Origin of the sequence: Mesorhizobium sp. M0698 (assembly GCF_040320455.1) — a bacterium.
GTDB lineage: Bacteria > Pseudomonadota > Alphaproteobacteria > Rhizobiales > Rhizobiaceae > Mesorhizobium.
The window spans coordinates 120408-135544 of sequence record NZ_JAMYPQ010000001.1 but is presented as its reverse complement, the minus strand read 5'-3'; the positions used below and the strand labels follow the sequence as shown (position 1 = coordinate 135544).

The 15137-nt window shown below is 64.3% G+C and carries 14 protein-coding genes; 9 read left to right on the top strand and 5 right to left on the bottom strand.

The window, feature by feature from the left end:
• The first annotated feature begins 78 nt into the window (after positions 1–78).
• The 9 genes from NKI16_RS00795 to NKI16_RS00755 all read left to right on the top strand — a co-directional run bounded on the left by NKI16_RS00795 (position 79) and on the right by NKI16_RS00755 (position 8395).
• Positions 79–906 carry an AraC family transcriptional regulator gene (locus NKI16_RS00795; protein WP_023675803.1) on the top strand — a complete coding sequence of 276 codons (828 nt, stop codon included), beginning with the start codon at positions 79–81 and terminating at the stop codon, positions 904–906.
• A 108-nt stretch (positions 907–1014) separates the two neighbouring features.
• On the top strand, positions 1015–1458 hold the full coding sequence (locus NKI16_RS00790; RefSeq protein WP_023675802.1) for an SRPBCC family protein: 444 nt from the start codon (positions 1015–1017) through the stop codon (positions 1456–1458).
• A 33-nt stretch (positions 1459–1491) separates the two neighbouring features.
• Entirely contained in the window at positions 1492–2286 is a 795-nt protein-coding gene (locus NKI16_RS00785; RefSeq protein ID WP_352623391.1) for an FAD binding domain-containing protein, read from the top strand.
• Positions 2287–2335: 49 nt separating this feature from the next.
• Positions 2336–2818, top strand: coding sequence for a (2Fe-2S)-binding protein (locus tag NKI16_RS00780; protein WP_352623392.1), 483 nt, complete (start codon positions 2336–2338; stop codon positions 2816–2818).
• 14 nt (positions 2819–2832) lie between these two features.
• A complete protein-coding gene (locus NKI16_RS00775) occupies positions 2833–4200 on the top strand; it encodes a xanthine dehydrogenase family protein molybdopterin-binding subunit (protein ID WP_352623393.1) in 1368 nt (455 codons plus the stop codon).
• A 1-nt stretch (position 4201) separates the two neighbouring features.
• Positions 4202–5206, top strand: a complete 1005-nt coding sequence (locus tag NKI16_RS00770; protein ID WP_352623394.1) for a xanthine dehydrogenase family protein molybdopterin-binding subunit — start codon at positions 4202–4204, stop codon at positions 5204–5206.
• 9 nt (positions 5207–5215) lie between these two features.
• Positions 5216–6097, top strand: a complete 882-nt coding sequence (locus NKI16_RS00765; RefSeq protein WP_352623395.1) for an AAA family ATPase — start codon at positions 5216–5218, stop codon at positions 6095–6097.
• A 274-nt stretch (positions 6098–6371) separates the two neighbouring features.
• Positions 6372–7508: a vWA domain-containing protein gene (locus NKI16_RS00760; RefSeq protein WP_352623396.1), complete on the top strand. Its 1137-nt coding sequence runs from the start codon at positions 6372–6374 to the stop codon at positions 7506–7508.
• Entirely contained in the window at positions 7508–8395 is an 888-nt protein-coding gene (locus NKI16_RS00755; RefSeq protein WP_352623404.1) for an amidohydrolase family protein, read from the top strand. The genes NKI16_RS00760 and NKI16_RS00755 overlap by 1 nt, the downstream gene beginning before the upstream one ends.
• Positions 8396–8608: 213 nt before the next feature.
• On the opposite strand, the gene NKI16_RS00750 is transcribed toward NKI16_RS00755, so the two are convergent.
• The 5 genes from NKI16_RS00750 to NKI16_RS00730 form a co-directional block, all read right to left on the bottom strand.
• Entirely contained in the window at positions 8609–9016 is a 408-nt protein-coding gene (locus tag NKI16_RS00750) for a carboxymuconolactone decarboxylase family protein (protein ID WP_352623397.1), read from the bottom strand.
• A gap of 190 nt (positions 9017–9206) precedes the next feature.
• On the bottom strand, positions 9207–10703 hold the full coding sequence (locus NKI16_RS00745) for a sugar ABC transporter ATP-binding protein (protein WP_352623398.1): 1497 nt from the start codon (positions 10701–10703) through the stop codon (positions 9207–9209).
• Complete coding sequence (locus tag NKI16_RS00740; protein ID WP_352623399.1) at positions 10703–11761, bottom strand: SMP-30/gluconolactonase/LRE family protein; 1059 nt, start codon at positions 11759–11761, stop codon at positions 10703–10705. Before NKI16_RS00740 ends, NKI16_RS00745 begins: the two co-directional genes overlap by 1 nt.
• On the bottom strand, positions 11758–13881 hold the full coding sequence (locus NKI16_RS00735; RefSeq protein WP_352623400.1) for an ABC transporter permease: 2124 nt from the start codon (positions 13879–13881) through the stop codon (positions 11758–11760). Before NKI16_RS00735 ends, NKI16_RS00740 begins: the two co-directional genes overlap by 4 nt.
• Before the next feature lie 217 nt (positions 13882–14098).
• Positions 14099–15124 (bottom strand): sugar ABC transporter substrate-binding protein, encoded by a 1026-nt coding sequence (locus NKI16_RS00730; RefSeq protein ID WP_352458300.1) that lies wholly within the window; start codon positions 15122–15124, stop codon positions 14099–14101.
• Positions 15125–15137: the final 13 nt, after the last annotated feature.

Here is a 15137-nt window from a genome sequence, read left to right as displayed (position 1 = left end):
TGACGCAAGCCCAAACTGCGCCGCACAATCGCTCGCAGCAGGCGAAGGGAGGCCAGTCGCCTGCGGGAGGATATACCCATGACGGAAGCGATCAGGCTCTACTGGGGCCGGTTCGGACATGTTTCTGTCCTGAACGTCGCCAGCGACTTCGTCACCCATGCCCATGTCGAGGCGCATATCATCATCTGGCTGGAAGGCACCGCCGGCGAGATGACCATCGGCCGCGAGACGGTACGGCTTGGACCGGGCACCGCCGCCGGCATCAATTCCTTCCAGCCGCACAGCCACGCTCTGTCCCGCGACGGCACGCCCGGCCTGTTCCTCGCCTTTTACATCGATCCGGACTGGGCACGAAAACGCCGCGAGCTGCCTTCCGCCGCGCCGCTGTTCTCCGCCCCGGCAATCACGCTCGAGCCTTGGCTGCACAAGGCAGCGGCCAACCTTCTCGACCATCTCAGCGACAATGAGAGCATCGACGACATCGCCAATTACGAGATCGAGCGCTTCATCGACAGCGTGCTCGATGCCGCCGACGCCTCCGCACCGCAGACGGTGCGCACCCGCATCAACACCATGCAAGACTTCCGCGTCCGCAAGGCGATCCAGCTGATGAAAGCCAATGTCTGCGAGCGCATCTGCTTCGACGACGTGGCGCGCAGCGTCGGCCTGTCGCGGCCGCATTTCTTCGCCCTGTTCAAGGAACAGACCAATCTGACGCCCAACGTCTATTGGAACACGCTGCGCATGGAGGAAGCGGTGCGGCAGTTACAGTGGTCGCAGGAGCCGCTGATCTCGGTCGCCTGCAATCTCGGCTTCACCACGCAAGGCAATTTCTCGCGCTTCTTCCGCGACCATGTCGGCGTCCCGCCGACGCTTTACCGCGAGGCGGCGCGGGCGATCAGCTGAGCGCCCGTTTTTTCAGACTATTTGATAGGCGTTCAAGACGCATTGATAAGCGCTGCCGAGCCTGCCGCTCTACCCTCCCAAGCAGCTGATTTGCAAGGGAACGATCATATGGCGAAAGTCACCATCTCCAGTGTCATCGACGCACCGGTCGAAAAGGTCTGGGCGCGCATACGCGACTTCAACGGTCTGCCGACCTGGCACCCGCGCATGGTCGAAAGCCATATCGAAGACGGCAAGGATGCCGGCACGATCGGCTGCGTGCGCAATTTCCAGCTCGCCAGCGGCGCCCGCCTCCGCGAAAAGCTGCTCGATTTCTCCGACGAGAACTTCCTCGTCAGCTACGCCATCCTGGAGACGCCGCAGCCGCTGACCAATCACAAGTCGACGCTGCAGTTGCGGCGGGTGACGGACGGCGACCGCACCTATGCCGAATGGACCGCCAGCTTCGACGCCGCTCCCGAGGAAGCCGATAAATTGGCCGAAGGCATGGGCGCCAATGTTTTCCAGGGCGGGTTCAACGCCCTGAAGAACCACTTTGCCGGCCAGAGTTGAATGACGGACTAAGCCCGAAAAAGGGAGCGTTCCATGGCGCTTGCACTGCAGACTTTCGCGACGGTGAAGGACGCCGGCGCGGCGCTGAAAGCCGCCGGCGCCCGCTATCTCGGTGGCGGCACACTGGTCGTGCGCGCCGCCAATGAAGGCGACGTGTCGATCTCCGGTTTCGTCAGGTCGACCGACCCGGCGCTGTCGGCCATCACCGTTTCCAATAGGCAAGTGCGCATCGGCGCCTCGGTGACCATGGCGGCGATCGCCCGCCATCCGGATCTCGCCCCGCTGGCCCACGCCGCGCGCGCCGTCGGCGGCCCGGCGATCCGCAACATGGCGAGCGTCGGCGGCAATCTCTTCGCGCCAGCGCCTTACGGCGATTTCACCGTTGCGCTGCTGGCTTTGGATGCAACCGTCAGCACCGGCGACGGCGAACTCCCGATCGAAACCTTCCTGGCGAAACGCGAAAGCAACCACGCCATCGTCACTGCGGTCGGCTTCACGCTTCCGAAGGAAGGCGGCTTTCGCTTCCTGAAAGTGTCGAGGGTCAAGCCAAAGGGGATTTCGGTGCTGAGCATCGCGACCGTGCTGGAGCACGCACCGGACGGCACCGTGTCGTCCGCGCGGATCGCGCTCGGCTGCATGGCCGACCGGCCGATCCGTGCCAGGGCGGCGGAGAAGGCCCTGATTGGCCGGGAACTCACGAGCGAGGGCATCGCACCGGCACTGGCTGTTGCCCGCGACGGCACTTCGCCGCGAACCGATCCGATCGCCAGTGCCTGGTATCGCAACGAAGTCCTGCCGGTCCATCTCGGCCGGCTGCTGCTCGCCTGAAAGCCGATGGCGCGTATGTCCGCCTGGCTGCGGCGCAAGGAGTAAAAAGATGGCAAAGGTCCCGGTTCAGTTCACGCTCAATGGTGCCGAAAAGGCCGAATTCATCGACAGCGGCACAACGCTGCTTCATGCGCTGCGCGACAAGATCGGCGACACCTCGCCAAAAGGCGGCTGCCACCAGGGCACTTGCGGCGCGTGCTCGGTCATCATCGACGGCGAGCTCAGGCTGTCCTGCCTGACGCTGGCCGAGACCTGCAATGGCGCAACCGTCACCACCACCTCGGGACTGGCGGAAGGCGGCGTGCTGCATCCGCTGCAACGCGCTTTCCTCGATGCCTTCGCGACCCAATGCGGTTTCTGTACGCCGGGCATGATCATGGCCGCCAAGGTGCTGCTCGACCAAACCCCGAACCCCAGCCGCGAGGATGTGGTCGAGGCACTGTCCGGCAATATCTGCCGCTGCACCGGTTACGAGCCGATCATCCAGGCAGTTCTGACCGCCGCGCGCTCCAATTCGCAGAACGCGGCTTGAGGGGAGTTAGAAAAATGGAACTCCGCAAGAGCTATTTCGCCGACCAGCGCAAGGACGATCTGCACGAGATCGGCCAGCCGCGGCCGCGTTCGGATTCGCCCGGCCATGTCACCGGCAAGACCGCCTATTTCGCCGACCGCAATTTTCCCGGCATGCTGCACCTGAAGATGGTGCGCAGCCCGCATCATCACGCCCGCATCCGCAGCATCGATACGTCAGAGGCGGAAAAGCACCCCGGCGTCGTCAAGGTGCTGACCGCCAAGGATGTGCCGCACAATGTCTACACCATCCTGATCCTGATCCAGATCGGGCCGGAGGACGAGACGGTGCTGGCCGACGGCAAGGTGCGCTGGAAGGGCGAGGCGGTGGTGGCGGTGCTGGCCGAGACCGAACGCGCCGCGCAGGAAGCCGCCGCCAAGGTCAAGGTCGATTACGAGGTGCTGCCCACCGTCTTCGACATGGACGAAGCGCTGAAGCCCGGCGCGCCGATCGTCAACGAATATCACGGCCGGAATTACTATCTCTACGATAGCGGCGAATGCCGCAAGGTGCGCTTCGGCGATGTCGAGGCAGGCTTTACAGGAGCCGACCACGTGCTCGAACAGACCTACCAGTCTTCACCGATCGAGCATGCGCCGACCGAAACGACCGGCTGCATCGTCGCGCCGGAGGGCAACGACCGCTTCACCTGCTACACCAACACGCAGGCGATGTTCTTCACTCTCGATAACGCCTCGATCATCCTGCAGATGCCCGGCAACAAGCTGCATTTCGTCGGCGGCACTGTCGGCGGCGGCTTTGGCGGCAAGGTCGACGTCATCGTCGAGCCGATCGCCATCCTTGGCGCCAAAATAACAGGACGACCGGTCTGTTTTATCTACAGCCGCGAGGAAGAGATGCAGATTTCCTCGCCGCGCGCCGCCGAGAAAGTCGTCATCAAGGACGGCGTTATGAACGACGGCCGCATCGTCGCGCGCAAAGTGACCGGCTACACCGACGCCGGCGCCTATTCGCGCCATTCGCCCTACGGCGCGCAGAAGGGCGCCGGGCATTATCCCGGCCCGTATACGATCCCGAATGTCTGGATCGACACCTACTGCGTCTACACCAACCGCACCCCGTCCTCTGCGATGCGCGGCTTCGGCGTGACCATTGGCGATTTCGCGCTAGAGGTACAGATGGACAAGCTCGCCCGGCTGATCGGCATGGACCCGCTCGAATTCCGTTTCATCAACGCCTATCGCGATGGCGACATGAAAGCACATCGGCAGCCGACCGAGGGGGCGGCGCTGATCGAGTGCATGCAGGAAGCCTCGCGCGCCGCCAACTGGCCGGTGGCGGAAAAGTTCATGGCGATGTCGTCTTACGCGAAGGGAGCTTGAAATGACGATCAGGCGCGGACGCGGCGTCGCCGCGATCAATTATCCGACCGGCATGAATCTCGGCGGCGACCCGACGCAGGCGCTGGTGCATTCGACGCCGACCGGCAATTTCATGGTCACGCTGTCGAGCGTCGACCTCGGCCAGGGCATGAAGCAGATCATGGCGCAGATCTGCGCCGAGACGATCGGCGTGCCGACCGACCGCGTCGTCGTCGACACCGCCGACACCGACACCGGCCCGCACTGCATGGGCACCTTCGCCTCGCGCGGCACGCACCGCGCCGGCAACGCGGTCATCCAGGCGGCCAGGGAAGCCCGCCAGGTGATGCTGGAAGTGGCGGCCGAGGAGCTGGAAGTGAACGCGTCGGATCTCGAGACCGACGGCCAGGGCAACATCCTGGTCAAGGGCGCGCCGCAGAAATCGATCTCGATCTTCGATGTCGCGCTGTCGGCGCATTTTAAGCGCGGCCGTTCGATTTCCGGCCGCGGCATGTTTTTGATCCCGCGCTCCTATCCGGAAAAGGAAACCGGCGCGATGAAGCCGTCGACCTGCTATGCGCATGCCTGCACAGTGGCCGAGGTCGAAGTCGACGACGAGACCGGCGAGGTCACCGTGCTGACGGTGAAGAACGTGTTTGAGATCGGCCGTGCGCTGAACCCGAAAATGGTTGAACAGCAGCTCGTCGGCGGCTCATGGATGGGCATCAGCCATGCGCTCTACGAGACGACCGAACCCTATTATCCCAACCGCGACCATGGCGGCACCGATTTCAACCAATATCTGATGCCGGGACCGGGCGATCTTGCCGAAACCGAGATCATCGTGCTGGAACGGCCCTCGGCGGATGGGCCGTATGGCGCCAAGGGGCCGGGCGAAATGTGCGCCAACCCGCAAATCCCGGCGGTGGCCAACGCCGTCTTCGACGCCGTCGGTGTGCGCATCGATACGCTGCCGATCACGCCGGAGCGCATCCTGCGGGCGCTGAAGGCGCAAGCATCGAACTGAGTGTTGGAAATGCCCAAGAGAAGTGCCGAGACTGTCGCGACATCGCCGGAGGCGGTGGCGTCGCGCCTCGCCGCCTCGCGCTATCTGGCCGACGAGAGCCTGGCCACCGCCATCTTCCTGGCGATAAGGCTGGGCAAGCCGCTGCTGCTCGAAGGCGCACCGGGCGTCGGCAAGACGGAAGCGGCGAAGGCGATTGCCGAAGTGCTCGGGCGTGAGCTGGTGCGACTGCAATGCTATGAGGGCATCGACGCAGCACACGCGCTCTACGAATGGAACTACCAGCGCCAGCTGCTCGCCATCCGCCATGCCGGCGAGCACGAGATCGACATCTACGACGACCGCTTCCTGATCGCGCGGCCGCTGCTGCAGGTGCTGAAGGCGCCGGAAAAGCGCGTGCTGCTGGTCGACGAGATCGACCGTTCCGACCATGAATTCGAAGCGCTGCTGCTGGAGTTCCTCTCCGATTTCCAGATCAGCATTCCCGAGCGCGGCACCATCCGCGCGACGGCGCAGCCGATCGTCATCCTGACCTCGAACCGCACCCGTGAACTGGCCGAAGCGCTGCGGCGGCGCTGCGTCTACCACTGGATCACCTATCCCGACGCCGGGCGCGAGGCCGAGATCATCATGCTGCGCGCCGGCGATGTCGCCGAGGAAACGGCCCGCGCGGTGGCTGCCGCCGTGCGCGATATTCGCGCCCGTCCGCTGGCCAAGCCGCCCGGCATCGCCGAGGCGGTCGAATGGGCCAACGCCGCGACCATCCTCGAAAAAGGCGGCAGGCCGTGGCCGGAAGCGTTTCGCCGCGCCATCGGCGTGCTGATCAAGGACGAGGAGGACCTTTCCTGCATCGCGCCGGAGCTCGGCAAGATTGTCGAGGAGGCGCTGGCGTGATGCACGACGTCAATGATCCCTTCTCCCCGTTCACAGCGGGACGACCGAATATCGATCGACCTCACGGGCGCATTCCGCAACGCTGGCGGGACAGCACCCCCCTCTGTCCTGCCCTCTTTGCCACCACTTGGCATCTCCCCCTCAAGGGGGGAGATCAGATGTCATCCCGGCTTTCGCTAAACTCCAACATTGCAGGGCTGAGCGGGGCGTCGAAGCTGCCACTCTCCCCCCTTGAGGGGGAGATGTCCGGCAGGACAGAGGGGGGCGCGAAGGAATGATGCGGGGAGAAAGCTTGCCGCGCGCCGCAACCCCAATGCTCGGCTTCGGCCGGCTGCTCCGCCGCTATGGCTTTGCTGTCGCGCCGGAGCAGGTATCAGACTTCATGCAGGCCGTAACCCTGCTCGGTCCCCGTTCGATGGCCGACATCCACGAGGCGGCCCTTGCCACGCTGGCGCCGCCGCCCGACCGCCGCGACGAATTCGAGGCGCATTTCCGGAGCCATTTCTATGGGGACGCCGCGGCGCTGGTCGAAGGCGAGGCCGACGAGGAAACCCGCATCAAGGACGATGGTGCAACGGGCGAAGAAGAAATCGAGGTGGTCCGCCAGGAGCAAGGCGGCGAACTGTCTTCGGCCAGCGAACAGTTGAGCGTCCGCGAGTTCCATCGCGATAGCGACGGGCTTGCCGCCTTCCGCCGCAAGCTCGCCACCGCGTTGCCCGCCCGCCGCTCCTTCCGCACCGTACGCACGCATGCGCGCGGCAAGCTCGATCTGCGCCGTTCGCTTAGGGAGATCGTCAGTGCCGACGGCGATGTGCCCTCGCCGCTGCTGCGCCGGCGGCAGACAGTGCCGCGCAAGCTTCTCATGCTGATCGACGTGTCCGGCTCGATGAAGCTCTACACATCGGACTATCTCAAGCTGGCACACGCGGCGGTGCAAGGCGCCGACCGGGCGGAGGTCTTCACTTTCGGCACACGGCTGACCCGTATCACCTCGCCGCTGCGCATTCGCGACCGCAATCAGGCGCTGGCCCGCGCCGCTGCCCAGGTCGACGACTGGGACGGCGGCACCCGTATGGGACCGACGCTGCTCGCGTTTCTATCGGTGCCGCGCTTCTCCGCCTTTGCACGCGGGGCGGCGATCATCATCCTGTCCGATGCGCTGGAGCGCGGCGATCATGCCGAGCTGGAGACGGCGATGCGCCGGCTGAGCGCCCGCGCCTTTCGGCTTTCGCTGGCGACGCCGTTGGCCGGCGATCCGCGTTTTCGGCCGGCCACCGCAGCACTTCGCGCCATCCTGCCGGTGCTCGACGATCTGGTCGACGGCTCCTCTATCGCCGGTCTCTCCGAGTTCATCCTGTCGCTCGCCCGCCCCGCTCCGGCGGCCGCGCCAATCTGGAAAAGGGTTTCGTGATGCAGAAGGCGATCGACGCGCATTTCCACATCTGGCGTCAGCAGGACCAGCCCTGGCTGGTCGGACCGATGGTGCCGCGCATCTTTGGCCCTTACGAGCCGATCCGCCGCGATTATCCGATCGAGGAATTCCTCGCCGACCAGCAAGGTTCAGGCGTCGAGAAGGCGGTCTATGTCCAGACCAACTGGGCCAAGGAGGATTTCGAGAAAGAGGTCGCCTTCCTGCAGAAGACCGCGGAAGAAACCGGCTGGCCGCACGCCATCGTCGGCTATGCCGATATGACGGTGGACGATATCAGGCCCCAGATCGACCGGCTGAAAAAATATCCGCTGCTGCGCGGCGTGCGCATGCAGCTGCACTGGCACGGAACGCCGGCCTTCCGCTTCGCCGCCTCGGCCGATCAGGTCATCGACCCGAAGCTGCGGGCCAATGTCGCGCGGCTGAAGGATTACGGCCTGTCCTTCGACCTGCAGCTTTTCCCCGCCCAGATGAAGGACGGGCTGACGCTCGTCGGCGACAACTCCGAGACGAATTTCATCCTCACCCACGCCGGCATGCTGACCGACATGGAGCCGGAGACCACCGAGGCGTGGAAGTCCGGCCTGCGCACGCTGTCGGCGGCGCCCAACCTCTATGCAAAGCTGTCCGGCCTCGGCACCTTCGTCCACCGCAACGACCCGGCGCTGATCGCCTATATCGTCGACAACGCCATCGACATCCTCGGCAGCGACCATTTGATGTTCGGCTCGAACTTCCCGATCGAGAAGCTGTGGACCAGCCATGCCGAGCTGATCAGGGCGCACCGGGAAGCGGTAGCGAAGCACGGCGCGGCCGCCGAGGCCGATATTTTCTGGAACACGGCGGAGAAGGTATATCGGCCGGTGTAGCGCGCATCCCTTCTCCCCTTGTGGGAGAAGGTGGATCGGCGCGTAGCGCCGAGACGGATGAGGGGTGCCGGAAGGAACTCGGCGGAGAAAATCCCAGCGATTTGAAGCGCTTACGTCTCCAAGGCCGCGATCCGTCCAGCACCCCTCATCCGACCGAGCTTCGCTCGGCCACCTTCTCCCACAAGGGGAGAAGGGAAGGCGCCGCGCCTCACCTCACCGCACCTCGAACTCCGGATCGACCGGGATCTGCAGCGCTGTCACCATCTGGTTGGTCTGCCCGGCCAGCCCGATGATCGAGACCAGCTCGCCATGCTGCGCGTCGGTCATGCCTTTGGCCCGCGCTGCGGCGGTGTGCGAGTGGACGCAATAGGAGCAGCCATTGGCGGTCGAGACGGCGATGTAGATCATCTCCTTGGTCAGCGGATCGATGGCGCTGTCAGCGACCATCACCGCCTTGAGCTGCTCCCACACTCGCTTCAGCGAGACCGGATCATTGGCCAGCCCACGCCAGAAATTGTTGACGAAATCGGATTTGCGCGTCGCGCGGATGTCGTCGAACACAGCCTTCACGGCGGGAATCGCCTGGACCTCGGCATCGGTCAGAAGTCTTGTGGTGGCCATGGGCAGGCTCCTTTCGTTTGAATCGATGAGAGAGGTCATTGAATTGGCTTGGTAGCGAATGCGGCTAACGTGCTCGGGTGATTCAGTTTTTGCACGCCGGCCCAGAACCCTGGAGATGCAGAGCCCCTCACCTTCGTCATGTATGGATTGGCGACTCGGCCAATTGTCGAAGTACGCATCTGCCAGAAACCTAATGCACGGCCGCGTACATGATCTTCTCCTCCGTGGCCTCCGCAGGCGAGAACTCCTCGACGATGCGGCCTTGCCGGCAGACCAGGATGCGGTCGGACAGGTTCATGATCTCCGGCAGGTAGGACGAGATGACGACGACGGCGAGGCCCTCGTCGGCCAGGCGGTTGATGATCTGGTGGATCTCGGCGATGGCGCCGACATCGACGCCGCGCGTCGGTTCGTCGAAGATGACGATGCGCGGCTTCTGCACCAGTCCCTTGCCGATCACCACCTTCTGCTGGTTGCCGCCGGAAAGCTCGACCACGCGGGCGTTGTCGTTGATCGCCTTGACGTTCAGCGTCTTGGTCCATTCGGCCGACAGCGCCCGCATCTCCTGCGCATTGATCACCCAGCTCTTTTCCCGCCCCGCCGCCAAAAAGCCGCCGAACAGGTTCTCGGCGACGTCCATCGTCTCGAAAATCCCCTCGCTCTTGCGGTCTTCGGTGACATAGACGATGCCGTCCGCCACCGCCTCGCTGGGCACGAGATAGCGCACCGGCCGGTCGTGCAGCTCGATAGTGCCGCCGCGCAGGAAGTCGCGCTTGTAGATGCCGGAGACGATCTTGAACGTCTCGGTGCGGCCCGAGCCGATCAGCCCGAACACGCCGGTGATCTGGCCCTCGAAGATCGAGAAGGAATTGTTGCGCACGACATTGCTCATCGAGATGTCCTGCACCGACAGCACCTTCTTGCCGGCCTTGCGCAGCCTGGTCTCGTCGCGCTGGCTGTAGAGCTGTCCCGACAGCGTTCGCCCGACCATCGCGGCGACGATCCTGTCGCGATCGAACGCCGCGGTGTCGTCGGTAATCACCAGTTCACCGTCGCGCAGGATGGTGATGCGGTCGGCGATATCAAGCGCTTCTTCGAGCGCATGGCTGATGAAGACGATCGACACACCCCTTGCCTTGAGCCGGCGGATCAGTGCGAAGAAGTGCCGCTTTTCCTCTGGCGTCAGCGTCGCAGTCGGCTCGTCGAAGATGATGATCTCGGCATTGTGGTGGACGGCGCGGGCGATCTCGACCATCTGCCGCTTGGCCGCGCCAAGCGTCGCCACCATGGCGTTCGGGTCGACCGGGAAGTTCAGCGACTGCAGGAACTGCTGCGCCGAGATGTAGGTGCCGCGCAGCCGGTTGAGAAAGCGCTCGGTGCCGAGATAGAGGTTCTGCGCCACCGTCATCGACGGCACCAGGCTGGTCTCCTGGAAGACCATGGCGATGCCGGCTTCAAGGGCCGCATGCGGCGAGGCGTAGGCGATCTCCTGCCCCTTGTGGAACATCTTTCCCGATGTCGCGCCGACGACGCCGGCGATGATTTTGGTCAGCGTCGATTTTCCCGCACCGTTCTCGCCGAGCAGCGCGTGGATCTCACCCTTGCGCAGCCCGAAGCTGACATTCCTCACCGCGGGCACGCCCCGGTAAGTCTTGGTCACGTTCTCCAGGCGGACGATCGGTTCCATCAGCGATGCCCTCCTGAAGCCAGATCGATGGCCAGCAGACAATCGCCGCCTTTCGAGGCAATGAACAGGCGACCGTCTTTCTCCGCCACGCTGCAGATGCCGTGGCGCGTGCCGTTGGCGCGGCTGTGCAGGCTGTACTGCGGCCGCATGTCCCGATCGAGCCTGACCACCAGCCCGTAGGAGCGGCTCGGCGACCATGGCTTGTGGATGCCCATGGTGCGGATGCCGCCGCATTGCAGCGGCTCGAGGAAGCTGCGGTTGGAGGCGAGCGCCGGCGCGATCCAGTGTTGCGGCGGCACTTGCGCGAGCATGTCGTTTCGGTAGTGCGTTTCCTGCAGTACGAATTCGATCAGCCGGTTGCGCGGCGCAAACAGCGTCAACCAGGCGCCACCGTCGGCGGCAGGCGACAGCCGTGCGGGATAGCCGGGGAGATGCGCCAGCACCGTCGAGCGGCTGCCCGTCGCGCCATCGAAGCGGACAACTTGATGGCGCCAGCTCTCGCTGACCAGCACATCCTTGCCGGCAGGATGCAGCCCATAGGGAAAGGCGATGTCACCGGCGAGCTTGCGGAATTCGCTGCCTGCCGGATCGCGCTTCCACAGCGAACCCGACGCACCCTTCTTCATCAGATCGGCGGCCCATTGCGACGGCGCGTGGTCGGCCGAGCCATTGGCCAGCCAAAGCGTGCCATCTTCCGCATAAGCGAGTGCTGTTATGCAGCGGATCTCGGCCGGCAGGGCGGCCTCCTTGCCTGCAATCAGCAGCCTGCCGCTTTCGAGCCCGACCGTCAGTTCGCCGGCGGGCGAGCGCGCGAGCGCTGTGACCGCGGCCGGAAATGTCTCGACCAGAACAGGCGCGCCACCGGCGGCGAGCGCGTAGACGGCATTGGCACTGGAAACCAGCAGCCGGCCGTCGGCGGCCAGCAGATTGTCGGGCTCGGTCAGATCGGCAAAAGCCGGCGCATCGTCCAGCAGCGTGTTCGGCCTGAAGGCACCGTCGAGCGGCGGGATGGTCACCGCCTTGCCGCGGAAGATGTCGAGGATCGGATCCAGCATCATGCCTTCGCCCCCCAGTAAGAAGCGGGGCTGGTCCAGTTCGGGTCGGCGCCGGCAATCCGGTAGCGGCCGATCCGGTTGTTGAGGATGCCGCCCACGAACAGAAAACCCTTGTGCTCGCGCATCGAAGTCACCATCGGATGCGCGGCGCCCGACAGGTCGCCCATCGCCTCGACGATGCCGCCCTTCTCGTTGAATTTCACCACACCGCCGGTGTTGATGTTGGGGAACAGCCATTCGTCCTGCGGCAGCCGGCGCGTCATGCGCTTGCGCATGTCGGGATGGCGCAGCGACAGGTCGAAGCTCGGCGTGCGCATGCCGAGCCAGGCCATCCAGTAATTGCCGTCGGAGGCACGGTTGATGTTGTCGGGGTAGCCCGGCATGTCGCGGATGACGCATTCGGCGCTGCCTGCCTTCGGCCCTTCCAGCCAGTAGCGGTGCACGCGGCAGGCCCAGCTTTCGGCGAAGAACAGCGACTTGCCGTCATGCGCCATGCAGACGCCGTTGGTATAGCGGTAGCCGTCGAGTAGCGTTTTCGTCGAGCCGTCCCTCGGGTCATAGACAAGCAGCCGCCCCGTGGCGCGGTTCTCGATCGAGTCGAGCGCCCAGTCATGCGCATCATAGCGCTTGGTGGAATCGGTGAAGTAGATGCGGCCGGCCGGCGCGATGTCGCAATCATTGGGATCGCGCAGCCGTGCATCGTCGACGATCGAGGTCCAGGAGCGCGACGTTTCCGCCGAAAGCCGCTTCACCTCGCGCTGCGGCGAGACCGAATAAAGGCCCATGGCGCCGACGCAGCTGATCAGATTGCCTGTTTTGTCGAAGGCCAGGCCGAGCGGAAAGCCGCCAATATGGGCAAAGACCTCCGAGCGTTTGTAGTCCGGCGCGAAGAAACGGACGATCTCGCCATGCCTGGTGCCGCAATAGAGATGGTCGTCGCGGTCGAGGATGACGTCTTCCGGCCCTTCCAGCTCGCCGAGCCCGATATGGTCGGCCTCCGACAATCGGTTGTCGAGTTCGTAAGGGGTGCCCGAGCCCGGTGCAGCCGACTGCGTTGCCCCCATCTTCAGGTAGACCGGTGCGACATAGACCTCGTCCAGAACCTTGTGGCGGTTCTTCAGCCAGCGAATGTCGATGGTGACGGCGACGGCCAGCATGATGCCCAGCACCATCTGGTTGGTGCCGGTGCCATAGCCCAGCCGGATCAGCCCGTTGGTCATCGTCAGCACGATGATCGCGCCCATCAGCCCCTTGATCACCGAACCGCGACCGCCGCCCAGGCTGACGCCGCCGACGACTGCTGCTGTCAGTGCCATGACCTCGAGGTTGAGGCCTGTGCCCGGCCCTGCCCCGCTCAGCCGGCAGGCGATGAGGAAGCCGCCGAGCGAGGCGCAGAAGCCGGAAAACACATAGGTCATGAATACGGTGCGGCGCACGCGGATGCCGGCATTGTGGGCCGATCGCCGCGACCCGCCCACCGCCTGCACATGCCAGCCGGGCCGCGAGCGCGTCAGCGCGACATGCGTAATAATCGCCAGGATAATCGCCGCCCACACCGCAACCGACAGGCCCCAGAAGGTATCGTCGCCGATGAAGTCCAGCACATCCGATGTTGCATCGGAAAGCTGGACGTCGGCGGCATAAGTGGTGACCAATATGTCGAACAGCGCCCGCCCGAAGATGAAGGTGACCAGCGTCGTCAGGAACGCGCGCAGCCTGAAATAGCCGATCAGATAGCCATTGATCGCGCCGAACAGCAGGCCGGTGGCGATCGAGGCGGCCAGCGCCAGCCACACCGATTGTTCGAGGATGAAGAAGACGAACACGGCGGAAAAGCAGGACAGCGCGAAGATCGAGCCGACCGAAAGGTCGATGCCGCCGCCAAGCATGACCACCGTCATTCCGGTGACGACCAGCGAGAACTCGCCGAGCTGGCGGGTCGATTCCTGCAGCGACATCGGCTTGAAGAAGCCGGGGATGATCGAACCGAACACACCGAGCGTCGCCACCAGCGCCAGGAAAGGAATGGCGTTGTCGGTCCAGCGTTTGCTCAATATCTCGCCGACGAGGTGGTCGGGCACGAGATTGTAGCGCCAGGATTGAAGGCGTTCGCGAAAGGACATCGGTTGCTGCTATTCGAGAGAAAAGGGAAAAAGAGGCCGGGCTATCCGCAGAACAATCGCCTCAGGTTTGCGCTGCCCCTCACCCTTACCCTCTCCCCGTATAGAGACGGGGAGAGGGGGTCGCCAGCGTTGGAGCGTATCCCTTCTCCCCGTCACTATACGGGGAGAAGGTGCCGGCAGGCGGATGAGGGGCAGCGCCAAGCTCAGGAAAGCCGGCCTACTTGGCCGCAGCTTGGGCTTGCAGTGCTTTCAAGTCCCAGCAGCTGTCCGGCTTGAGGTCGGCCTTGGTCGTCGCCTTCTCCAGCGTGTAGATGTAGGTGTGCGAGGTGCCGGCCGGCTGGCCACTCTGCAACAGGAACTTGATGACGGCGTTCATGTCGCCCGACTGGCGGGCAAGGTCGGTCATCACCACCGCGCCATAGGTGCCGTCCTGCAGCTTGTCGCAGTCGGCGGTCTTTTCGCCACCGCCGGTGGTGACCAGGAACACCTTGCCCTCGAGCTTGGCATCGCGGATCGCAGCCGATGCGCCGGTCGCGTCACCATCCCAGAAATCGATGATGGCGCAGATGTCGGGGTTCTGCTGCAGCATCGTCGTCGTCACGTTGCGCGAGGTCGTCGCATCCCAGTTGGAGTCCGGCTTGGCCACGACCTTGAAGTCGGGGTTCTTGTCCAGCACCTTCATGATGCCGGCATACTGGTAGAGGCTCGATGAGTTGGCCTGGTCGCCCTGCACCAGCCCGATCTTCTTGGAGGAGTTCGGCCCACAACCCTTGATCGCTGCTTCGGCTTCCAGCTGGCCGAGGCGATCCCAGTCGCTGCCGACAAAGGCATCGGCCGGGAAGTTCGCCGGATTGTCGACCAAAAGCACATAGGTGCCGGCCGCCTGCGCCTTCTTCATCAGCTTGGCATAGGAGTTGAGGTCGGGCGAGTGGATGATCAGCACGTCCGGCCTGGCGTCCGACGAGATCGCGTCGGTTATCGCCTGCGCGCCGGCATCGACCACCCAGTTCGGGTCACGCGTCTCGAACACGCCGCCCCAGGCCTCGACCTCCGTCTTCAGGTAATGCGCCCAGCCCTGTGCCAGGTCGAAGCCCATCGCCATCGGGACCAGCATCACGCGCTTGCCCTTGAGTGCTTGCGAATAGGCGCCCGGACCCGGATCTTCGGCCGCGAAGCCTGGCGCCACGAATGCGGAGGCGGCAAGCGCTGCCGCGGCAGCCATAAACGTCCTGATGATTTTCATGTCACATCCTCTG